11 protein-coding genes are annotated in these 23,323 nt (G+C 45.6%); 2 read left to right on the forward strand and 9 right to left on the reverse strand.

All coding sequences use genetic code 11. The annotated features are described in order from the left end of the window. The 4 genes from ICN23_RS00005 to ICN23_RS00020 all read right to left on the reverse strand — a co-directional run. The coding region (locus ICN23_RS00005; RefSeq protein ID WP_216230360.1) for an autotransporter-associated beta strand repeat-containing protein at positions 1-9,311 on the reverse strand (9,311 nt) is incomplete at its 3' end. Positions 9,312-10,525: 1,214 nt separating this feature from the next. Then, positions 10,526-11,065 (reverse strand): hypothetical protein, encoded by a 540-nt coding sequence (locus tag ICN23_RS00010; RefSeq protein WP_216230361.1) that lies wholly within the window; start codon positions 11,063-11,065, stop codon positions 10,526-10,528. Beyond that, a complete protein-coding gene (locus tag ICN23_RS00015; protein ID WP_216230362.1) occupies positions 11,062-11,889 on the reverse strand; it encodes a peptidylprolyl isomerase in 828 nt (275 codons plus the stop codon). Before ICN23_RS00015 ends, ICN23_RS00010 begins: the two co-directional genes overlap by 4 nt. A gap of 29 nt (positions 11,890-11,918) precedes the next feature. Further along, on the reverse strand, positions 11,919-13,643 hold the full coding sequence (locus tag ICN23_RS00020; RefSeq protein WP_216230363.1) for a ShlB/FhaC/HecB family hemolysin secretion/activation protein: 1,725 nt from the start codon (positions 13,641-13,643) through the stop codon (positions 11,919-11,921). A 156-nt stretch (positions 13,644-13,799) separates the two neighbouring features. Here ICN23_RS00020 and nadA point away from each other — a divergent pair, with 156 nt between their 5' ends. Both nadA and nadC read left to right on the forward strand, forming a co-directional pair. Further along, the gene (gene nadA / locus ICN23_RS00025) at positions 13,800-14,927 is read left to right on the forward strand and encodes a quinolinate synthase NadA (protein WP_216230364.1); all 1,128 of its coding nucleotides are present in this window, start codon (positions 13,800-13,802) and stop codon (positions 14,925-14,927) included. Between the two features lie 33 nt (positions 14,928-14,960). After that, positions 14,961-15,818, forward strand: coding sequence for a carboxylating nicotinate-nucleotide diphosphorylase (gene nadC, locus ICN23_RS00030; protein WP_216230365.1), 858 nt, complete (start codon positions 14,961-14,963; stop codon positions 15,816-15,818). Between the two features lie 4 nt (positions 15,819-15,822). Here the strand turns inward: nadC and ICN23_RS00035 are convergent, their stop codons facing one another. The 5 genes from ICN23_RS00035 to fdhF form a co-directional block, all read right to left on the reverse strand. Next, on the reverse strand, positions 15,823-16,161 hold the full coding sequence (locus tag ICN23_RS00035) for a DNA-binding transcriptional regulator (RefSeq protein ID WP_216230366.1): 339 nt from the start codon (positions 16,159-16,161) through the stop codon (positions 15,823-15,825). Next, a complete protein-coding gene (locus ICN23_RS00040) occupies positions 16,154-16,531 on the reverse strand; it encodes a type II toxin-antitoxin system RelE/ParE family toxin (RefSeq protein WP_216230367.1) in 378 nt (125 codons plus the stop codon). The genes ICN23_RS00035 and ICN23_RS00040 overlap by 8 nt, the downstream gene beginning before the upstream one ends. A gap of 409 nt (positions 16,532-16,940) precedes the next feature. Then, positions 16,941-18,314 carry a TAXI family TRAP transporter solute-binding subunit gene (locus ICN23_RS00045; RefSeq protein WP_216230368.1) on the reverse strand — a complete coding sequence of 458 codons (1,374 nt, stop codon included), beginning with the start codon at positions 18,312-18,314 and terminating at the stop codon, positions 16,941-16,943. Between the two features lie 69 nt (positions 18,315-18,383). After that, positions 18,384-20,042: an L-aspartate oxidase gene (gene nadB, locus ICN23_RS00050; RefSeq protein ID WP_216230369.1), complete on the reverse strand. Its 1,659-nt coding sequence runs from the start codon at positions 20,040-20,042 to the stop codon at positions 18,384-18,386. A 359-nt stretch (positions 20,043-20,401) separates the two neighbouring features. Further along, positions 20,402-23,296, reverse strand: coding sequence for a formate dehydrogenase subunit alpha (gene fdhF / locus ICN23_RS00055; protein ID WP_216230370.1), 2,895 nt, complete (start codon positions 23,294-23,296; stop codon positions 20,402-20,404). Between the last annotated feature and the right edge of the window lie 27 nt (positions 23,297-23,323).

Raw genomic sequence — 23,323 nt, forward strand, 5'->3', positions numbered from 1 at the left:
TCTAAAGTACCGTCAATCACCAAGGCAGAACTATTGGAAATCGATGTTGCTGAACCTAGCTTGAGGGTGGCGCCATTATTAATGGTGGTGGTACCGGTGTAGGTGTTGGTTGCAGTAAATGTCACTGCAGCCGATCCCGCCATCGTGACTGTACCGCCACCGCTAATCGTCGCAGGCATTGTCAAAGCACTGGTATTGGCAAAGCTAATGCCGCCGTTATTGGTTATTCCAACTGCGCCAGTTGGTGCAAGGCCTGCCATGGAATCACCATAAGATACTGATGCGCTTACCGGGATCACTACGGTAGCTACGTTAGCTAGTGTTGGTGTTGCTCCGGTTGCTCCTGTTCCAGCAGCAGTCCAGTTGGTGCCATCAGACCATGATCCACCAGCGCTACCGGTATAGGTTACCGATGACAATTGTGAGATTGAGGCACTGACAGTGCCGCCGGTTAAGGTGTAGTTACCACTGCTGAGTGCAAAGCTATTGCTTGCAAATGAAGTGGCTGCACTTGAAGTGACATTCGCGCTTGAAAGTGTTGCTGATCCAGAGCTGATGGTTGGCGCGCTCTCGCTGTTGGCCATACCGGTTAAGGCATAGGTATTAGTATTTGTAAATGTAGCATTGCCATCATAGGTTTTGGAGATGGCAATATTTAATGATTTTGGATTGAGTACAAAGTTCTTGGCAGCACCTGCAACAAAGACCACACTAGATCCTGAGAGAGCCAGGGTTGGTGATAAGGTCATGCTATAGGTATTGGCGTTAGTTGTAGTTGTTAACGCGGTGCTGATATCGATTGTTCCAGTTAAGCCACCAGAATTAATCGTGATAGTGCTCTGCCCAGCTGTAAAGGTCTGAGCAGAGTTAAATGAAGAAAGTGATGACGGTAAATAGGCGGAGCCATAGAGTGTTGGGCTGGTGGAATACCAATAGCTCAAACCAGAAGCTGTGCCATAAGTCCCCGTTTGTGAGTCCACAATCGTTAAGTAAATGTATGGTGGCGCGCCACGATAAATCACGTTATAGCCAGCAGCAGTTGGCTGAGTGCTTAAAGTAGCGCTATAGGTATATGACTTAGGTGATTGAGCATCTACATAGGCAGTTAAACCAGTGCTTCCTGAACTATCGCCTGAGTAGAAATCAACGATTCCGCCGGAGCCGACGGTAAATGTTGGAGAGCCACTGAGTTTGATATTTTTAGTGACAGTTCCTGCAGCCTGATCGTATCCAGCAGCCAATAGCAATGCTGGTGCAGAGGCAACTGCTGAGGTGCTTGTTGTAGAGACGTTTTGAGAAATTGTCAAATCGCCGGTAGTCTTCACTGAAATAGTGCCAGTGGAGTTCAGTCCGGTATAAGTGGTACCCCCTACAGTTACTGAGCTGATTGCTAAATCACCTGTATTGACAATGGTGAGCGCACCAACCGCTGAACCAGTAGCAATAGTCTTTAATGTGTTGCTTGTGCTACTCAATGTCACTGCTTTGTTGCCAATGATTGCCAATCCATAATCACTGGCATCTGAGATCACACCTGAAACAGTGATTGCTTCACTTGTACTGCCAAAAGCTGCAGCGCTACCTAAAGTGATTGCGCCAGCATAAGTCCCCGCAGTTCCACTCGAATTAGTTAATGAGCCAGCAGAACTAACACCTGCACCATTTAAAGTGAGTGCATTGGTATTGGCTAATGTCTTACCGTTGAGATCAAGGGTAGCGCCGTCTGCAACAGTAATTGCTCCAGCAGAGCCTCCAAATGCTGTGGCGCTGCCAGCTTTGAGCGTACCAGCACTAACAGTCGTGCCACCGGCATAGGTATTGGTACCACCGAGTGTTAATGCGCCAGAACCTAATTTTGTTAGGGTGCCTGATGAACTTGTTAGATTTGATGTAAAAGTAACGTTCTGTCCATTGGTATCAATTGAAATGGCTTGGCCACTAGTGGTCTTGAAGTTTCCGGAGTAATCAGTTGTATTACTGGATGAGTACTTTAATGTGCCGCCACCAAATCCAATCTTGGCATTGCTATTGGATGTCAAGTTTCCAAAAGCGCCAGAAGATCCTAATAAAACAGCGCCACCATTAATATCGAACGCAACTGAAGAGCCATAGTTAGGGAAAGTGCTTGTTCCATCCAGAGTCAGGGTGCCAGTACCTATCTTCACATATCCCAGTGCTGTTTGACCCATCGACAGATTACCGCTAAATGTTGTTGAGCTGTCATTACCACCCATGGTTAAAACAATATTGCTGCTTGGGCTTTGGGTATAGATTGTTCCAGATCCGCTAATCGAACCTACTGTCTCACTGTAGTAAACATCAAGAGTTCCACTTGCGCCAACCACAACTGCAGAAGCATTTGCTATCACACCTCCAGCCGCACCTATTTTCAATGTGCCTGCATTAATGGTTGTAGCACCTGTATAGGTATTGGAGCCAGTCAGCGTTAACTGGGAGTTACCCAACTTGGTCAACTGGCCATCGGCACCAGAAATAACGCCACCGTAATTTGTGCCCGATGTTTGAGTAATGGTCAATAAGTTCGATCCCAGAATAATGTTTCCACCTGTCGAACCGCCGCCACTAAGGTTTTTGATCCCCTGATCAAATCCACCCAAATTAAAAACAGCTCCCGAAACATCTGACAAAGTTACGCTAGCACTTTGAGCAATAGCATTTGCAATACCAGCAGTTAATGAGCCAGCGCTAATGGTTGTGGCGCCGGTATAAGTATTGGCGTAAGAAAGTGTTAGCGCTCCTGCTCCATTCTTAGTTAAGGCGCCAGTGCCCGAGATTGCATTAGAAATTGTGAAATCATTGCTACGATTAAAGACCAGAGCGGCATTATTGGTCACGCTTCCAGACCCCAGGTTTCCGGAAGTGCCACCATTACCAACCTGCAATGTTCCCGAAGAAATTGTGGTGCCACCACTATAGGTATTTGCGCTAGTAAGACTTAAGGTTCCAGGCGTAGCAGCAACAGTTAAACGATTGGCACCACTAATAACACCTGATAATTTTGCAGAAATTGAATTAAAAGTAAGTGAGCCCGTGCTGGTAAAGGTATGTAAGCTATAACCAGTAGCAGTACCTGTGCCAGAGCTTTCAGTTCCGCCTGAAGCAGCGTCTGGGCCTAAATAACGAACAATGATGACGCCTGAACCACCAGCACCAGATGTTCCAGCATAGCCTTCCACTCCGCCGCCGCCGCCACCAGTATTGGCAGTGCCTGAATTACCAGTAGTAATTTGATTCTTACCATTAGCGCCGCCACCAGTACCGCCCGTACCGGGCGTACCGCCTCCGAGTATTGATCCAGCACCACCGCCACCACCAACCCAAAGCGATGATCCAGTGATGTAAGTTTCGACACCAACACCACCATTTGCGCCAGAAGCAACTGCGCCAGCACCACCACCGCCGCCGCCGTTATTTTGATTGACTCCGGCCACGGTTGCGCCCGCATACCCCTGACCTGCTACTCCAGCACCACCAGATCCACCGCAACCAGATGCACCACCACCAGATCCTCCGCCTAGACCGCCACAAGCAGTCCAGCCACCGCCACCGCCACCGCCTGTAGCAGTAGCGACAGATCCAAGTGATGAATCACCGCCATTTAAACCTCTTTGATCATTCACTACTGCAGCACCGCCTGCACCCACGGTAAGGGCATAAGAAGAGTTAGCAAGACTTGTCGTACCCGTGAGAACACCACCCGCACCACCGCCACCGCCACGACCAACACCACCGCTACCACCACCAGCAACGATCAAATAATCAACATTCGTATCAAATGCTACTGTGGCATTGCCAGTTAAGGAAATATCATTAGTGATATCAGTTACCGCGCGACCCAATAGCAATGTCGTGCTGCCGGCCAATGACAGGGCACCATTACCCAATGAGCCATTGCTATAGACACCTAAAGTTCCAGAAGAAAGTGTTGTGCCGCCCGTGTAGGTATTTGCGCCTACTAAAGAAACTGTTCCAGTCTGACTTGCGCCATTGATGGTTAGGGCATAACCGCCAGTGATAGCACCAGCATAAATCAATGTAGTAGATGATGTAGCCGCCAAACCACTATCAGCAGTTAATGTAATTCCGCGGTAGCTATTTAACGCCACATTGGAAGTAGCTTGTAATGCACCTCCAGCCAAGGCAATCGAATTTGCAGTTACCGATCCTGGAACTGCGCCTAGATTTCCATCTGATCTGATGGACAAAATACCAGCACTGATAGTGGTAGCGCCAGTATAGGTGTTAGCACCCGAGAGCGTCCAAGTACCAGTTCCAGCTTTTACGATACTCAGAATAGTAGGTCCAGCATCAACACCTGAGTTTGAGATAAGACCACTGAAGGATCCAGTTCTATTGTCATTGCCAACGGAAAGGGTGAGCGCTTTCCCTCCTCCACCAGATGAGAAATCAACAGTGCCGTTACCAGTAATCGTACCTGTCTTGATAGTTACGCCGACTCCGCCATATAAACGGAGATAGGTATCAGCGCCATTCAGATATATAGCTGAAGTAATATTAATTGAGGCGCCCTCAAGCCAGAAATTGCCGTAATTAGTTACCGTAATTTGTCCAGATGCAATAGCGCCTGTACCTCGAAAAATCATTCGGTTATTAAATGCTGTATTGCTACTGGCGCTATTAATTGTCCAGGCCCCAGCACCTGATATAGCCCCATCAAAAAATAATGCGGCTGAATTTGCACCTTCGTAAAAGACATCCGCATTATTTGTTATGCCACCGCTCAAGATCATGCTGAAAGTAGATGATGGAGCAAACTTGAGTGTGCCAGCACTGACAGTGGTTAAACCTGTATAAGTACTATTACCAGAGAGTGTGGTTGTTCCGTTGCCTGCTTGAGTTAGGTTTGCAGCGCCACCCAAGACGGCAGAGACAGTTGCACTGCTGGTATTGTTAAAGGTATAACTTGAACCAGTTAGGACGCCAGTAGTACTAGTGATAGAGCCCCCTGCTTCGCCAATAGTGACTGCACCTACGGTGTCAGAGTAACTACCCAAAGCGAAAGTACCGCCATTAATTGTGACAGCGCTAGTATTGGCTAGAACATTAGAAGCACCCAGCGCTAGAGTGCCACCATTAATGGTAGTAACGCCCGTGTATGTATTGTTACCGCCGAACTGAATCGTTCCCTGGTTTGAGGATGTCATAGTTACTGTTGCGGCGGTTGCACCCCCAGCCCCAGCAATAGCCGCATTTAATGCAAAGTAAGAATTTGCTGGCGTGGTTAATTGCAGGCTTCCATTATTATTTAGATTTACAGAGCCGTTGATCAAGTTGGTATTAATACTTGCTAGTGATGTCACACTGGTTTCAGTAATGTTGACGTTGGTAGCTGTAATAGTTGGAGTAGATGTACTAAAGTTCCCAGCACTAATATTCACTGTACCGCCAGTCGCACTTGCAATGAGATTGGCATTGATATTCATTTGACCAATGGTTGTCAATGAAATCGTATTAGCGTACAGGGCTGAGCTAATTGTTACAGTTCCTGGCTGTGTTATCGAGTATGAGCTATACGGAGCACCAGAGGTCATTGATGGCAATGTAAGCTGGCTAAATCCAAAAAGTCCCGAAGTATTGGCACCCGTCGTTGTGGGGGAGTTGTTATAAACCAAGAACTGAGTAGTACCAGTGATAGTGGCAGTTGCCAAAGATAAATTAAATGAACCACATGATGTAATACACGAGATAGAGGTTGCTGTAGTCCCTAAAGTCAACCTATCTGTTGTGAGTAAAAAATTATTAGTAGTAAAGGTATTGGCTGTGCCAGAAACGTTGTACCAACCTAGCGCTACTCCTGCCTGGTACAAATCTCCATTTAAAGCATACCCAGCAATGCTAACTGTCGGCGCACTCCAAGTGGAGCCGTTAGTAAAAACCGCGTTAGAGTAATAACTACCATTAAGAGATGAGCTTGAAGATGAGCCATAGACACTTATTCGCTCAGAAGCGCTGAGTACTGAAGCTGCTGCTCCACCATAGCCAATTTGAGTACCTACAGAACCAGAAGATTGTGCAAATAGGTAGATATTTTTAGCACTAATGACCGAACCAGAGTAAACAATGACCCCAATATTCTGGCTATTAGTTGAGCAAGATGCTGCTGCAAATCCACATGTACCGGTTGCATAGTTTGCCCCTGCTATTACTACATTTCCATTGCCAACACGAAGTTCAGCCGCGCCACCCGCGCCAACATATACTCCCGCTAAATAGTTACTAGGATTTGTGGCAGCACCACCATTCGCATAATATGCAGAATTTGTTTTCCAAGATGAATCGACGGCACCAGTTGAGAGATTCACTAAAGATCTTACAGAGGGTCCGCCAATAATAAGACTGCCCGAATTGTCAGTAGGAGTGTAAGTCCCTGTTACTGTAGAGCTAGTCGAATTTAGCCAGATCTTTACACCGGAGCTAATCCAAATATAGTCCTGAGCAGTAATTGTGAGGTTTGCATTAGAATTTGCGACAATATTTTGAGTTATATCTATATAACCATCAGCTGTCGAAATCGTGACATTGTTACCTGCATTCAATGCATTGGTAATTTCTAAAACATTAACTATTGAACTGCTTGCACCAGCCGTAAAGCTCGGAAGTGATCCTCCTGATGTTGTACCTGAGCCAATAGTAATATTGTTTGGATCAATCAACCACAAGCCCCCTATACCCGCGTTGATGCAGGCAAGAAGACTTACTGCTTGACCAGAAGTTTCAATGAAACCACCGTTATTTGTTTCTAACGAATTCGTTTGATTAGCTCTGATGCTGCTGTTTGCATCAATTTGAGTGAAGATGGAGAACGGTAGTGTGTGGTTCTGCGCATCATTGCCAATGAGGATATGTCCACCTTGGGTAAAACCAGTTGCTTCTACTACTGTATTTGTGAGGGTCGTGTTATTGAATGCTGAAATTCCGATACTTCCGCCGCGACCATTGCCGCCATTTGTCTGAATTAATGAGTCAAAGAGACTTAAATTCCCCGCACGAGAGAGGATTCGGATGCTACCGCCATCCGATGTGCCGTTTACGTATAAACCACTATTGACAATATTAATATCTTGTGAAACATCAATAGATAAGGTGCCTCCAGGGCCGTTCGATCCATTGGTCTGAATAGTCGCAGTGCCGTCAAATTGAGCAGAATTTGCAGAAAGCGCAAAAGAGCCACCCGTTGTGCCATTTGCACTGATCGCTCCTGAAAGGTGTACATCACTAGTTGTTAGGTGGATATCGCCACCGGGGCCATTGTTGCCGTTGGCTTGAATCAATGAGCCACTTTGAGCATTAAAGGCCTGCGCAGTGAGGTTGATGTAACCCCCTGTAGTGCCATTAGCCTTGATTTCTGCTGTGCTGAAGAGGTTGATCTCTCTTACCGCATTCAAATAGATGACATTCGTCTGTGTATTGACGCGATCTGCTACTGAATCGTTCGCTGCAGTCGTTGAATAGACCACATCAAGTGCAGTCGTTGCATTGTTTTGCGCCGTTAAGAATGTAGGAATATCTTCTCTACGAATCACATTGCCGTTATACGTAATAGTGTTGCTATTTGTATTGGTGTTGTTACTTGTGTTTGTATTGCTTGCAACATTCAAGCGACCGGATACATACACTGCTTGCGCAAGCAATTGAATCGCAGCACCAAGCGGTGTTGTTGCATTACTTACACCGTATGCATTGATTGTTCCATTCGCATAAATTGTTTGTGCTTGCACTGTTACTTGTGATGCGTTGATCGCTGTACCAACGTTCAGATATGCAATTGAACTATTGATGATGACGTTCAGATTTGCACCAGAAATGTTGGCATTGAGATTAAAGATTCCAGATGAAATGAATTTCAATGTTGTGAGTGATCCACCCTGCTTCAAGATGTCTGCACCGCTTGCAAGTGTCAAGCTGCCACTACCGTTTTGAGTACAGCTGCCAAGGCTCGGACAGACATTGCCATTCACAGCAATCGTTACGTTGTTATTTGTTAACGCAGATGAAATGACATTCGCTGCGCTCGCATCAATTATCAAATCAATTGGATCTAAGAACCACAAACCTGACTTACCTTTTGCAGCGCTCGTATCAATGACCAGTTGCTTACCAACATTCACAGTTCCTTTTGAACTGGTCTCAACAAATCCACCATTACCACCGAGTGATCCGCCAACTGCTTTCAGAATTCCATTGACAGTGGTTTTGACTTCAGACCAGATCACAATGTTTCCAGCATCACCCTTTTGAGTGGATGAAACATCTACCAGTGCGCTGTCTTGAACTGTGACTGTTTTAGCAATTTGTTTTGTTTGACTTGCTACAGCAGCAACTTGTTGCGCAGCTGCTTGACGAGTATCGATGCTTGCAGTGGTGGTAAGCACGCTAGCTACTTTTGCCACTTCTTGGACAGGCGCTTGGTTTGTATTGGTAGCCTGAGTTCTGCCAAGGCCAACTTCAACGCTACCGCCACCCGCTTTACCAGTAGCTGTAGTTTTGGAGTTTTGGGCCAAGGTGATGTTCTCACCCACGATATTGACCTGACCACCCTTCGAGTTCTCACCTTTGCCATTGGCGGCCACGGTACCGGCCTGGGTCACATTGGCGGCCACCAATTCGATAACGCCACCGTTATTGACCATGGAAGAAGCAGAAATACGCCCTGTGTTCTTAATGACCGATCCCATGAGCTGATTGGCCGATCCTGCGGCAACCACGACTAAGCCACCCTTAACCTCTACAATCCGCTTGTTTTCGATCAAAGCCCCATAGGCTGCCTTGTCGATATTGACTGAAATCAGCTGGTCACCCCTGAAATCCAGGGTAATTTGCTCCCCAGAGGCTAAAGCGACTGCATTATTGGGTCCTTTTCGGGCCAAAAGGTAGCCTTCATTGCGGATTTCTGGGGCCAAAAGCGCGATGTATCCATTGGGGTCATTTACGCTGATTTTTCCCTCATTTACGACGGCCCCTTTTCCGTTGCCTTTATAGGTCGATTTTCCATCCATGAAATCCTTGTTTGCGATGTTCATGGTGGAGGCAACAACAGCCGCTGCATTGATCTCCGCACCCTTACCAAAGGTCACGCCATTTGGATTTACGAGGATCACTTGTCCATTTGCACGGATCGCACCATCAATCATGGATGCAGTCGCACCAGTTACCCGATTAAGAGTCGCAGCTGAAGCATTTGGCTGATTGAAGTTCACCTGGGCATTTTTACCGACGTTAAAACTGTCCCAATTCACAACAGCACGTTGTGAAGTTTGGTTGATATTCATGGTCGCAGAATTAGCGGTTTGCGTCTGCGAAATTGTTGCGTTTCCAGCGACAACTTGGCCCCCTGTTGGGAGTGCATTTGGAGCAGTCTGAGCGATCGCAAAATTACACTGGCTGACAATCAAAAATCCAATCAGTCCACGTGAATTTTTGACGGCAAAATTCCTCTTCACTTTCGCAAAGAAAATTGCTTGCTGATCGAAAATTTTGACTGCTAGTTTTTTCAAAAAAAATTCATTTACTAGAGTGCAATCACTTGCAACTCGTTAACAAAAAATACTTCGCTCATCTACTACTTTTTTCTTACTTTTTATTTACTTCAGAAATCCCTAGAACGCCCTGTTTATATGGCTGAGGGAACAATTAGGATACACAAAAGTTCACCCTAAAGCTAACCTTGATTTCGGTCAATTTTTTACTTAGGGCACGCCCTGTAATTACAAGGGTCAGAGAGGAGCCCATTTTTCATGCTCAAAAATAGTGCAATTCTGATAGGGTCTTTTTAGGCAATTCGGACGATTTTGAGCTTCCAAAAATGAGGATTAAAAAGCGGTCTTTTTACTCAAAAATGGGGTCATTTTTAATAGCTTTTTTAGCTTATTTTTACATCAAAATATCAGTCATTTTGTTTTAGAAAATTCTTTTGTATGTAGAAAAAATGTGTCATTTATTGAAGGATTTTTTACCTACATTTTTGATTGATTTCTTTGCTTCCCTCTCTATCAATTGAATGAACCTTTTTAGGCAAATTCATAGCCTCATACGAATTAAAATTAGACCGAGAAATATTTGTTTTTGGAGTCTATTTTTGGCTTTTTTTGATACCCCGGATAGAGTAAAAATGGTCTGATTTTTCAGCCTCAATGAGGTCAATTTTTAACTGTTTTTTTGCCTTGGGATTTGGTCAAATTTTAAGAAATTTTTTTAGGCTATCTACTGCTGAGAATAGTTGATTTCTGCTATTTTTTTACTTCAAGTAATACCTTAAGTTTTAATGAGCAGATCATTTCTTTGATGATCTTTTACTTTAAGTTTGACTTGCATCACACTCTTCAAATGATGTTTTAGATGTCGCTATGTGAGTTTTAGCGATTTGTATATTGATGAAGAGTTGTCATGTGATGAGGTTGAGTCCAAATATTTTCGACAAATGATTTGGATTTGCTACGGTTTTTTTCGCGCAAATATTACGTTAAAAAAAGTGGGCTTTTTTAGCTTAAATTGCGATGTCTTTTAGGGTCGATTTTGGGGTGTTTTCAGGGGGTGGTTTTTGGTCCCTAAATTTACTTTTTGCAGCCTCCAAAAGCGCCCTTTCGATAGCCGGTTTTGCCCCTGCCAAACTGAACCGAGTTACGGCAAAAGCGCCGGACTGGAGAGCTACAGCAAAACCGATCATTTCCCCTGTCTGGGTGGCCTTTAAAACGGCTTCAAAGGGATCTAGGATCTGGAACAGATTACCCCCAATCTGGGTGCACTCCATGCTTAAAGCGGTAGAAATAACCTGGCTATTCATCAAAACAGAGTATTTAGCTCCTGGATCGCATTTCAGAGCCTGATGGAGATAAAACAGGCACTTTTCGCCCGAACAAAAGACCCCAAAGGAGGATTTGGAGTCATTGGCGGTATAGGCTTCGTTCTTTTGACCATTCAGGTCTACTACCCAATTCTGGGAGGCTAGCTTTTGTGCCTGAGCGCATAAAGGCAGACTTGTTACCAAGGCCATCAGCAAAACTTGGGTGATTTTGTAGAGATTCATTGCGCGATCCTCGCATTTGCCCTCAAGGTCTTTACAGCTTCAGCAATGTACTGCTGAACCAAAGCCTGACGAAGCTGGGGCTTAGCCTCTTCAAAGGTGGGAACCTTAAACGGGCGCTTATCGTCCACCTTAATGATCACCCACCCAACCGGGGTTTGAATTGGGGCAGCAGAAACAGCGCCTTTACCCATGCTGGGAAGGCTATTTGCGACAGCCGGAATAACTTGGCCTGGCAACACCCAGCCCAATGCCCCACCTTGAGCCTTTGAGCCCGTATCAATGGAATACTCTTGAGCCAGCTTGCCAAATAACTCGCCTTTTTGAATGCGACGAATTAAATCAATTGCGTCAGTCTCGGTAGAAACTACGATTTGACTCAGGCGATATTGAGTGGCGTTACTACCCTCGCCCATTAACTTGCGCTGGCGGTCATACTCTTCACGCATTTTGGCATCCGTAATGGGATTCTTCTTGAAGTGCTCTTCTAGGAACGCCTGAAGTAATAAGTTTTGTTTGAGTTGTGTGATCTGATCTGGAAAATCAATTTCTTTGGCAAGGCCCAAGCGAGTTGCTTCTTGCGCAATCAATTCTTTATTGATGAGATCCTCTTTAATCGCCTGACGCAACTCTGGAGTATCTTTTTGCCCCTGACTAGTAAGGGCTCTCACATTTAAGTTGAGGAGGCCCTGCGTAATGGGGGACCCGTTTACTGTAGCTACAAACTCGTAGTCTGATTTAGCCTCAGGTTTTGTCTGCGCAGAAACATTGGCAACAAATACTGTTGCGGCCAAAGCAAATAAGTTGATTAGCAGATTATTTTTCATTGGCCTACAACTCGCTAATAAATGGTTTTTTAGAATTGATAGCTTCCAGTGACCCAACCGAGTGGATTAGTTGTGGTGCCATCGGTATTAACAGGCTGGCCATTGGAATACAGTGGATTTTTGCCAATTTGCCATGCAACCATAGCACCTAGATTCCAACCTTCCCAGTCCCACTTCACACCAAAGCCAGCCCCTTTTAGGGAGTAGGTATTGTTTGCATTGGATGCGCCCTGCCAGCCTTGCCAGGTATTTTTGTATTGCTGAACGAGGCCGATGTCATAAAACACACTGCCAGTTACGCGCTCAGGAAATTGATGACGAAATTCCACTGTGCCAACACCACCTTGTGAGCCGCCACCCTGCGCAACTGGATATGCGCGAACAGCGTAAGGACCACCCATATACACTTGCTCAGCAGAATTCAAATTCACGGATGCGAATTGGCCATTGACAGCAATATAGGCTGTAGTAGCGCCATCCTCTGTTAGCTGTTGTGTACGATTTCCTGAGAATGTGAACTTTGTAAAACTAGCGGGCGTGTATTGCCCATAACCTTGCGCACTAGTTCCCAAAATATCAAGATAACCATGAACTACTGTCACAGATCCAGCACTCACACCGCCGCCACCAAAGGTATCGAAGTGATTGCCGGAAATACCTAAAGAACCATTATTTATGTTGTAGCTGCTAATCGTTGTCATCGTTAGCAAGTTTTTATTCATGTAACTCTTGACGTCGTAATTAGCATTAATGTTGACGTTAGTACCTTGCTGACGAATGAGTGGGTAAGCCAGTGACGCTCCTGTAGTCCATGCATCACCATAGCCTGCGCTTGAGCTCAGGGCGTAGTTACTTACGTTCTTGTAATTCAAATAGGTACCAGATATGCCCATACGCAAACCATCTTTAGATAGAGGCAAAGAATAAGAACCCTGAACGTACTGAGAGCCTTCAGAATAAACACCATTGACAGAGATTTGATCGCCTATGCCCAGCGGATTAATACCATTTAAAGCAATGACACCTTGGTTGGCGCCAGTGGTTCTACTGCCGTAGTTATTGGCTTCTACCTTGCCTTGGTACCACTGCGGCTGGTTAAGCTGTAACCTCACCGCTGTTTCGCCATCTTTAGCGCCAGGCTCAAGCTGACTAGAGACCATGACACCCGGAGTTTCATTCAGAATAATGAGTGCACGCTCAATTGCTCTCATGTTGAGAGGTTCGCCAATAGGGTTGGCATACGTAATGTACTCAGCAGCGGTTTCTTTGCTGAAACGGGTGGGACCATTGGGCGTATCCACAAAGACGCTACTTAACTTTGCTTCGGTCACTAAAATCTTGACAACGCCATTGGCAATTTTCTGTGGCGGCAAGATTGCTTGCACGGTGTAACCAGACTTGCGATAAAAATCCATTACTGCATCACACGCTTTTTGCAAATCATCAAAATTAACTGGGCGATTTACCCAAGGCTTCAAGATTACTTGCACGCTCGCTTCGGGCAGTAAATTGACTCCCTCAAGCACAAAGGACTTGACCTCAAAAGTAACATCTCCTGGCGCGCTTTGCGGGGTGGTGCGCAGAGGGTCCTTAGCAGTCGCATCTGGCAAAGCAAGCGGTGAAGGCATAGGCAACTGCTTTTCCAAGCCCTGCTGCAGTGCGCCAGCATCAATTTGGGCATTGGCAATAGAACAAAATATAGCCAAAAATACTAAGAATAGAAGTCTTGAGGGTTTAAACGAGGTTTGGCTCATGCGTAAAAAAGTATGCGGCATAGATTTATCAATAAATTCAAGTAATTACGTGATTTTATATGGAAAAACCATTTCTATGAATGGTTTCGGATTGTTCCTAGCTATATAGCTAATAGGCCATTACGAACAAAAGCGCGCAACAGGTTAAGATTTCGTATGAATTCAACTGTTAGCACCCCCATTTCCTTCGATTACCCCCAGCAGGATGCTGCTGGCGCCACCTGCACTGCCCAAGCTTGGGCCAAGACACCACCCCAACTTCATGGCGCTGAGAAAGCGGTAGTGATTGACCGCATCAAGCAGCTCCTGATTGAGAAAGACGCCACCTTAGTTGCCCACTACTACGTGGATGGCGATATTCAAGACTTAGCTTTATCTACTGGCGGTTATGTTGCTGACTCATTAGAGATGGCACGCTTTGGCAAAAATCATGCCGCTAAGAAATTAATCGTTGCTGGCGTGCGCTTCATGGGTGAAACAGCAAAAATTCTCAGTCCAGAAAAACGCGTCTTCATGCCAGACTTAGATGCAACCTGCTCTCTTGATTTAGGTTGTGACGCTAGTGACTTTGCCAAATTTCGCGCATTGCATCCTGATCGTGTTGTCGTGGTTTATGCAAATACCTCGGCAGCAGTTAAAGCACAAGCCGATTGGATGGTCACCAGCTCATGTGCTTTAGCCATTGTTCATCAACTCAAAGTTGAAGGTAAAAAAATTCTGTGGGCCCCAGATCGTCACCTCGGTCGCTACATTCAAGATCAAACTGGTGCGGATATGTTGTTATGGAATGGCGCCTGTATTGTTCACGATGAATTTAAAGCGGTTGAATTGGAGATGCTGAAAGCAGCTCACCCGAATGCTATGGTCTTGGTTCACCCTGAATCCCCACAAGCAGTGGTCGACCTTGCTGACGTTGTAGGATCTACCTCTGCCATGATTAAGGCTGTCGTAGAAGGCGCCGCTACTGAGTACATTGTTGCTACTGATAAGGGTATCTTGCATCGCATGCAGCAACTAGCGCCCAATAAGAAATTGATTGAGGCGCCTACCGCTGGCAACAGTGCAACTTGCAAGAGCTGTGCACACTGCCCTTGGATGGCCATGAATGGCTTACAAGGTATTTTGGATTGCTTAGAAAATGCCTCCGGTGAAATCTTTATTGATGAACCCATTCGGATTGAGGCATTGGGCTGCATCGAGCGCATGCTTGATTTTACTAAGAACCACCCAGACCTCTTAGCTAAAGCGCAACATGGTTTTGTAAAAAATATTGGCGCTGCTTAGTTTTTTAATTCTTTCTTTTTTTGATCGATCTTCATGTTTGAATACAACGAAACCTTAGAGCAAGCTCGCCAACGCAATATTGCAGATGCTTTGATGGAAGATATTGGTACAGGTGATTGGACTGCAAAGCTTGTTCCTAGCAAGCTAGTAAAGGCTCAGCTCATTGTTCGTCAGGAGGCTGTGCTTTGCGGCTTAGATTGGTTTGAAGGCACGCTCAAGAAGCTTGACCCTAATGCCAAAGTTACTTGGTGTTACCTTGAGGGCGATTTAATGAAGCCCGATTCCAAGGTTTGCGATATTGAAGCTGATTCTCAAGCTCTACTTTCTGCTGAGCGGACCTGCATTAACTTCTTACAAACGCTTTCTTGGACAGCAAGCATTACTCGCCAGCACGTTGATGCCATCGCAGGCGCAAGCCCGAATCCTAAAGGTTGCGCTGTTTTAGATACCCGCAAGACCATTCCAGGATTACGCCAAGCTCAAAAATATGCCGTACTCGTTGGCGGTGGCAAGAATCAACGCCTAGCACTCTGGCATGGCATCCTCATTAAAGAGAATCATATTGCCGCTGCTGGTAGCGTGACTGCAGCCCTTAAGAATGCTCAAGCCTTAAATGCGGGTGTGGATATTCAGATCGAAGTAGAAAACTTTGCTGAACTCGAAGAGGCTTTGGCTGCTGGCGCGAAGAGCATCTTGATCGATAACTTCAACACTGATCAAATGAAGCAAGCGGTTGCAATCACTGCTGGACGCGCTTTATTAGAAGCCTCTGGTGGCATTAACTTAGATCAAATGCGCGCTATCGCCAGCACTGGCGTTGATCGCATCTCTCTTGGTAAGCTGACCAAAGATGTGAACGCAGTTGATTTCTCGATGCGTATTTTGCAGTAATTGGCTACACTAATAGCACTTGAATACCCTTGGTTTCAATTAGCTGAAGTAGCTTGGCAGCAGCACCGCTAGGGTGTTTGCCAGAGCCTGTCGACTCCCACTTTTGAACTGTAGAGACGCTCACATTTAGTAGCGAGGCAAAAATGGATTGACTCATTCTTGCTTGATGAATACGTATGTCCGTCACCTTTTTAGGTGTAAATAAAGGTGGCTTTTCTAAGCAAAGAGTCTTCATTTTTGCATAATCATGCTTAGTCAAAAGACCGTGCTCGTCCAAAGCCTGAGCCATTTCCAATAGCTCGTCAAATACCCTTCTGTCTTCAGATTTTAATCTTTTACTCATTGCAAATTAGCTCCTTCAATATTCCAACCCTAACCAGCTCCCGCAATCTATTTCTATCCGCCCTCTCGAATGACTTAGCAATAATCATTGCTGCCTCTTGCTCGACATCACTAAAGTCAGAGCCAGGGGAACTCTTTTCCCTGCCAACGACAAAAATAATTGCCTCCTTGTTTTTCTTGGCAACAATAGTACGAATACCCCCGCTTTTGCCCTGACCCCGAAGTGGGATTCTCTTTTTACATACCCCGCCACCTAAGTCAACCTCATAAACTCCTCGCTCAATCTCTCTAGCAGCATTACAAAGCTCTATAGCCCCAATAATTTTTCTTGCCCAACGATCGAATGTTTTTGTTTTCAAGACTATTTTCATAGTCGAGATTTTAATATATAGCACTGAGTGCTATAACATTGTATCCGACAATGGATTAGGGTTGCAAGCAAACGGCTTTTATAGAAGAATTCTGGGCAAATCTCTAGACTAAATCACACAAACTATGCGCATCACGTGAGAAGCCTGATTTCTATACCAAGAAAAGGGGAAATGAAAAACAAAATAACTAGCCCCTATGATGTGGCAGAGCATTTGCGCACACCCCAGGAGATGGTTCTCTACCTTCAAGCATGCATTGAGGAATCAAATGGAAGTGTTAAATTTATAGCAAGTGCCGTGAGCGATATAGCCAAAGCCCAAGACATAAACCTGAAAACCAATGGGCCACGGTGCACTGGGATTTAATAGATTAATAAGTGTGCTTGCGACCTAGCGCACTAAATTACTCTCACCTACCCTTATAAATTACCTGCTTCTCTAAGGCATTACGAATAAATTCAATATTGTTTCTTAGGCTATAGCAGTCGGCGGTTGCTAGCTTAGCAGCTTTAGAGCTAAGCACTCTGCGCTCCATCTCGTTGAGTATCTCAATATATTCGCCACGACGGTTAGGATCGAATGTCTGAATTGTATTTTGCTCAAATTTATCCAACTCTTTATAGATTGAATTAATTTGCTTCTTAGCCAAGTTCGTTCTGTAGCTTGGAATCGACTTAATAATCGGATAAGCAAAAGCAGCAAAAGGAAGTAAGAGGAAAAACATACGCTCGATAAACTCAGCCATCCAAAATGGCAAATACTTCATCAAGGTAGGCGTGCCTTTTTCATAATAAAACTTGGCCTCATCACTCAGCGGCGCCTCTGTATTCATATAAACCGGGAACTCTCCTGCCTTTGAAAAATAGGACTTCACCCCATTAACCTCTTTAGCAGCCTCTAAGAAGAGCACCTGTATCGCTGGATGCAGACGATCATCAATTAAGAGATTGGTTGTAGTGGAAATGAGCTGAATAGGATGATCTGGACTATTTTTCCCCAGATCAAAGCCACCCATAGGCACAAGCAACTCCTCGAAATACGGCAATAAACGGGTATAGGCATCTGCCCGGCTAAATGTCACTAAACTGATATCAGGATTTTTGATGAGATTTTGAACATTGGGAGAATCATAGCCATCTACTAAAAATACGGCATCGATCGTTCCTTTGGCTATTGCATTAACCGCATCTGCATTATTCATGCTTAACAAATTTGGAGCATCGGGATTGAGATGATTTAACTTGAAGAGGTTGACTGCCTGAGTGTGAGTACCACTACCAACTTGTCCAATATTGATTTTGAGCTTGGCAATATCTCGATCAGAAATATGCTTATTCTCATTAAAGACATTCTTACGATAAAAAATCCATACTGGCTCGTAATCCACACTGCCTAGCGACTGAACGCCAGATAGATTGTCGGTCGCGATCATGCCACCCTGCACAAATGCTGCTTGAATGGGGTCTTTGCGATCAATTAAATGTTGTAGGTTTTCTTTGGATCCATGGGTCTCTACTAATTCGAGATGAATTCCTTTTTTCTCGAAATAGGCTTTGTATTTTTCGCCCAAGACCTTGTAGGAGCCACCCTTACCGGTAGCCATTAAAACTTTATCAGGGGGTGCGGGCTTGGCAACCCAAATCAGAATACCTAGTGCAAGAATTAACAAAAAGATGAGGGGCCATACCTCTCTTAATAAGTTCAGGCCATTCTTAATTTCATCTGCAATAGTTTGATAAACCGCAGATATATGTTCGTAGACTTCCTCTTTAAAGCTGGCCATGAAATTCCTCTTCAGATATGACTAGCTTATCACCAAAAAACGCTGTTTTATAGCGTTTTGCGTGTACTTTTATGAGGGCGATTCACTTTCAGCACCCTCTGCTTGAGGCGTCAGAATAGTTGGATAAGAAACCGCCCAAGTACCTGGATAGTCGCGACTGTAATGCAAGCCACGGCTTTCTCTGCGCATTAGTGCTGAACGTACGATGAGTTCTGCACACTCTAGAAGATTACGCAGTTCAATTAAGTCACGCGTAACCTTAAAGTTCGCGTAATACTCTTGCACTTCATATCTCAGTAACTTGATACGATGAAGGGCTCTCTCTAAGCGTCGATTGGTTCTCACAATGCCAACATAGTTCCACATCAGTGAACGTAACTCGTCCCAGTTATGGGCAATGACCACTTGCTCATCAGCATCCTCAACTTGACTCTCATCCCACAAAGGCAAGTGCGGCATTACTGGAGTCTTTAGACTGGAGATGTCTTCTGCAGCGGCTTTACCGATAACAACACACTCCAATAAGGAGTTGCTGGCCAAACGATTAGCGCCGTGTAAGCCGGTATAGGTCGCCTCACCTACTGCATAAAGGCCCGGTAAATCCGTGCGACCTTTGAGATCGGTGACTACGCCACCGCAGGTGTAATGCGCAGCAGGTACTACCGGAATTGGCTCTTTGGTGATGTCTAAACCCAGAGTTAAGCAACGGGCATAGATCATTGGGAAATGCTCTTTAATAAAAGCCTCACCTAAATGAGTTGCATCTAGATGAACGTAATCTAGACCGTGCTTCTTCATCTCAAAGTCGATAGCTCTAGCAACAATGTCACGCGGTGCTAATTCGTTGCGGTCATCATGTTCAGACATGAAACGAGTGCCATCAGGTAATTTCAATAAACCACCCTCACCCCGCATCGCCTCTGTAATCAAGAAAGTACGATCGCTTGGGTGATAAAGGCAAGTTGGGTGAAATTGGATAAATTCCATATTACCTACACGGCAACCTGCACGCCAGGCCATGGCAATGCCGTCGCCAGTAGCGGTATCAGGATTGCTGGTATAGCGGTAGACCTTACCTACACCGCCCGTAGCGAGTACAACTGACTTTGCTTCAATCGTTTCTACACGATTGTTTTTAATATCGAGTGCATATACGCCATAACAACGATTCGGCTTAGTGCGCTGTGTTTTGGCATCTAACTGACGATTGGTAATGAGATCGAGTGCAATCCAATGTTCCAAGATCTGAATATTTTTGTGCGCTCTGGCTTTATCCAAAAGCACTTCATGAATGGCTTTACCAGTGGCATCAGCAGCATGCGCAATGCGACGGTGACTATGGCCGCCTTCGCGAGTTAAATGTAAACCCATTGGGCCAGATTCATCGGTTGTGAATGGAACGCCCTGCTCTACCAACCAACGAATGGCTTCAGCACTTTCCTCTGCGATATAACGTGCAGTCGACTCAACAACAAGACCCGCGCCAGCATCTAAGGTATCAGCTACGTGCGAATCAATACTGTCGTGTTCTTTATCAACCACCCCAACAATGCCGCCTTGCGCCCAAGCGGTTGCTGCTTCGCCCAAGCCGCGCTTTGCCATCAGAATCACCGGCTGGGATTCAGCCATATGCAATGCAACGGTTAGGCCTGCTAACCCAGCCCCAATAATGAGGACAGGTAGTTCTGCTTTATCGCTGGTGTTTGAGGAGGGTTTTGAACTGGCCATGAAGGTCTTATTCTAAAGGGCAATTAGACAAAAAAGATAATTAGCCACTTTTATTAGATCGGGGCACGAATTTTGACAAATTTCTCTTGGAATCACTCAAAGAGATGATTGATGCCCTTACGAATGATCTAGGAAGCTCAGGATTTTCATTGCAAGCGCTATTAATTTTTTCTTTGAGCTTTCTCAGGTCTACATCAAGATCATCTTGTGGCGCCAATTGTTGCACTTTATTCATCGCAACATTATGAGGTACAAACCAATGAATCTCTAATCATGAAATAAGTAGCAATGAAGAATGTGGGGTTTGAATACAAAAAGGCTCCTTATGGGAGCCCTTTTGTGGTTTGCAAGAACGGTAATTAGACGTTAGACATGACCTTAGATCCGCCTGGGGCATTTGTTCCATATCCCATGATCCCGGCTGCTTCACCGCCTTTGGCCAGTTTGACAGCGCAATACTTAAACTCTGGAATCTTGCCAAATGGATCTAAGGCAGGATTGGTGATTAAGTTTGCAGCAGCTTCGTAGTAAGCAAACGGAATGAAAATCACGCCTCTTGGTGTGCCGTCATCTCTTCGAACGTGAATTCCTACTTCACCACGACGAGACTGAACAGTAATCACATCACCAGCGGATACGCCCAACTGAGTCATGTCTTCACCATTCATAGATACGGTAGCCATAGGCTCAATCGCATCGAGCACGGTAGCGCGACGAGTCATACTGCCGGTATGCCAATGCTCTAACTGACGGCCTGTAATCAATACGAATGGGTACTCAGCATCAGGACGCTCATTTGCAGGAATGATGTCTGCTGGAACCAACTTCACCTTGCCATCCGCTGTAGCGAACTCATCATCAAACACAATGGGTCGACCTGGATCTTCAGCTGATAAGCATGGATAAGTCACGCTAGACTCTTTCTCCAGACGCTCCCAAGTAATGCCTTTAATAGCGCCATGCATGGCTTGACGCATTTCGTCATAGACCGCAGCAACACCGGCGTCAGGACCTTGATAGTTCCAATTGAGACCCATACGCTTAGCAATCTCTTGAATGATCCACAAGTCTGGCTTTGCATCGCCCGGAGGATTGATGGCTTTCTTGCCCATTTGCACCATACGGTCAGTATTGCTTGCTGTGCCTACCTTCTCAGGCCAAGCACTTGCTGGCAATACTACGTCGGCCAATAGCGCTGTTTCTGTCATGAAGATGTCTTGTACAACCAAATGCTCTAAAGATGCCAATGCATGACGTGCATGATTTAAGTCTGGATCACTCATCGCCGGGTTTTCACCTTCGACATACATGCCACGAATCTTGTCTGGATCAGAATCGGGCGCAGTGATCTTATGCATGATCTCGACTACGGTGTATCCAGGCTTTTTATCTAAAGGCGTGTCCCAGAACTTCTCAAACCAAGCATGCGCTTCAGGATTATCAACACGTTGATAGTTCGGGAACATCATCGGAATCAAACCGGCATCGCTGGCGCCTTGCACGTTATTCTGACCACGCAACGGATGCAAGCCTGAACCTGGCTTACCAATTTGGCCAGTGATACTCACTAACGCAATTAAGCAGCGTGCATTATCAGTACCGTGTACGTGTTGGCTGACACCCATGCCCCACAAAATCATTGCTGATTTAGTAGTTGCAAACTCTCTAGCCACTTCACGTAGTGTTTCTGCTGGAATGCCACAGATTGGCGCCATGGCTTCAGGGCTGTAGCCCTTGATATTCTCTTTTAAAGCTGCAAAGTTATTAGCACGATTTTCTACGAAGTCTTTATCAACTAAGCCCTCTTCAATAATCGTGTAGATCATCGCATTCAGCATCGCCACATCAGTGTCTGGCTTAAATTGCATCGTACGCCATGCATGCTTGCTGATATCGGTTGCACGAGGATCGCACAATACAATTTTGGCACCGCGTTTAGCAGCATTCTTAAACCAGGTAGCAGCTACTGGATGGTTTGCAGTTGGATTCGAGCCAATCAAGAAAATCAAACTGGAATGTTCAACGTCATTTACCTGATTACTGACCGCGCCTGAGCCTACGCCCTCTAGAAGCGCAGCAACTGATGATGCGTGACATAGACGTGTGCAATGGTCTACGTTATTGCTACCGAAACCGGTACGCACCAACTTCTGAAATAAGTAGGCCTCTTCATTACTCCCCTTTGCAGAACCAAAACCTGCTAATACTTTATTGCCGTATTGATCTTTCAGTTTCTTGAGGCCGCCGCCAGCCAATTCCAAGGCCTCTTCCCAAGTTGCTTCGCGGAAGATGTCTGACCAATCTTGCTTGCCTTCCAGGATAGATTCATCCTTAGGAACACCTGCTTTACGAATGAGTGGCTTAGTCAGGCGTTGTGGGTTATGGATGTAGTCCATACCAAAGCGACCCTTAACGCAAAGTCGATTGTGGTTGGCTGGGCCATCACGACCTTCAACGCTGACAATTTTTTCATCTTTGACGTTGTAAGTAATTTGGCAACCTACGCCGCAGAATGGGCAAACAGAATCTACCTTACGATCGACGGTTTGCGAACCAATCAAACCTTTTGGCATGAGCGCACCAGTTGGGCAAGCTTGGACACACTCGCCACAAGCTACGCAAGTGCTATCGCCCATCGGATCATTTAAGTCAAAAACGATTTCGCTATGAGCGCCACGCATCGCGTAGCCGATCACATCATTGACCTGCTCTTCGCGGCACGCACGTACGCAGCGATTGCATTGAATACAGGCATCTAGATTGACCGCCATCGCTGGGTGAGAAACATCGCTGCTGACTTTTTCACGACGAATTGCTCTAAGTTCTGGGCGAACGGTAACATCCATGCGTGCGGCCCAAGTGCTGAGCTCGCCATGCTGGTTCTTTTGCTCTTCTTCCTTGGTATCGCCTACCCACTTAAAACCTTCATCAGGCATATCAGAGAGCAACATCTCCAAAACCAATTTTTGACTCTTGATTGCACGTTCGCTATTCGCCTTTACTTCCATGCCAGGTGTCGCGCTTCTGCAGCAGCTTGGTGCTAGGGTGCGCTCACCATTAATCTCCACTACGCAAGCACGGCAGTTGCCATCTGGGCGATAGCCATCTTTAAAACACAGATGCGGAATATCAATGCCGTGTCGTTTGGCGGCCTTGAGAATTGTTTCACCTTCGTAGGAAACGATCGTTTTGCCGTCTAGCTTGAACTCAACGGTTTGCAATTCAAGTTCTTTAGGATTTGTGGGTGCGTTCATGATTGTCTCGTTATTCCCTATTTTTTA

The organism is Polynucleobacter sp. MWH-Jannik1A5, assembly GCF_018881795.1.
Lineage (GTDB): Bacteria > Pseudomonadota > Gammaproteobacteria > Burkholderiales > Burkholderiaceae > Polynucleobacter.

Coding starts and splice junctions, on each gene's coding strand:
- ICN23_RS00010 (WP_216230361.1), bottom strand. CDS start 11,065: ATGAATCTCTACAAAATCACCCAAGTTTTGCTGATGGCCTTGGTAACA.
- ICN23_RS00015 (WP_216230362.1), bottom strand. CDS start 11,889: ATGAAAAATAATCTGCTAATCAACTTATTTGCTTTGGCCGCAACAGTA.
- ICN23_RS00020 (WP_216230363.1), bottom strand. CDS start 13,643: ATGAGCCAAACCTCGTTTAAACCCTCAAGACTTCTATTCTTAGTATTT.
- nadA (WP_216230364.1), top strand. CDS start 13,800: ATGAATTCAACTGTTAGCACCCCCATTTCCTTCGATTACCCCCAGCAG.
- nadC (WP_216230365.1), top strand. CDS start 14,961: ATGTTTGAATACAACGAAACCTTAGAGCAAGCTCGCCAACGCAATATT.
- ICN23_RS00035 (WP_216230366.1), bottom strand. CDS start 16,161: ATGAGTAAAAGATTAAAATCTGAAGACAGAAGGGTATTTGACGAGCTA.
- ICN23_RS00040 (WP_216230367.1), bottom strand. CDS start 16,531: ATGAAAATAGTCTTGAAAACAAAAACATTCGATCGTTGGGCAAGAAAA.
- ICN23_RS00045 (WP_216230368.1), bottom strand. CDS start 18,314: ATGGCCAGCTTTAAAGAGGAAGTCTACGAACATATATCTGCGGTTTAT.
- nadB (WP_216230369.1), bottom strand. CDS start 20,042: ATGGCCAGTTCAAAACCCTCCTCAAACACCAGCGATAAAGCAGAACTA.
- fdhF (WP_216230370.1), bottom strand. CDS start 23,296: ATGAACGCACCCACAAATCCTAAAGAACTTGAATTGCAAACCGTTGAG.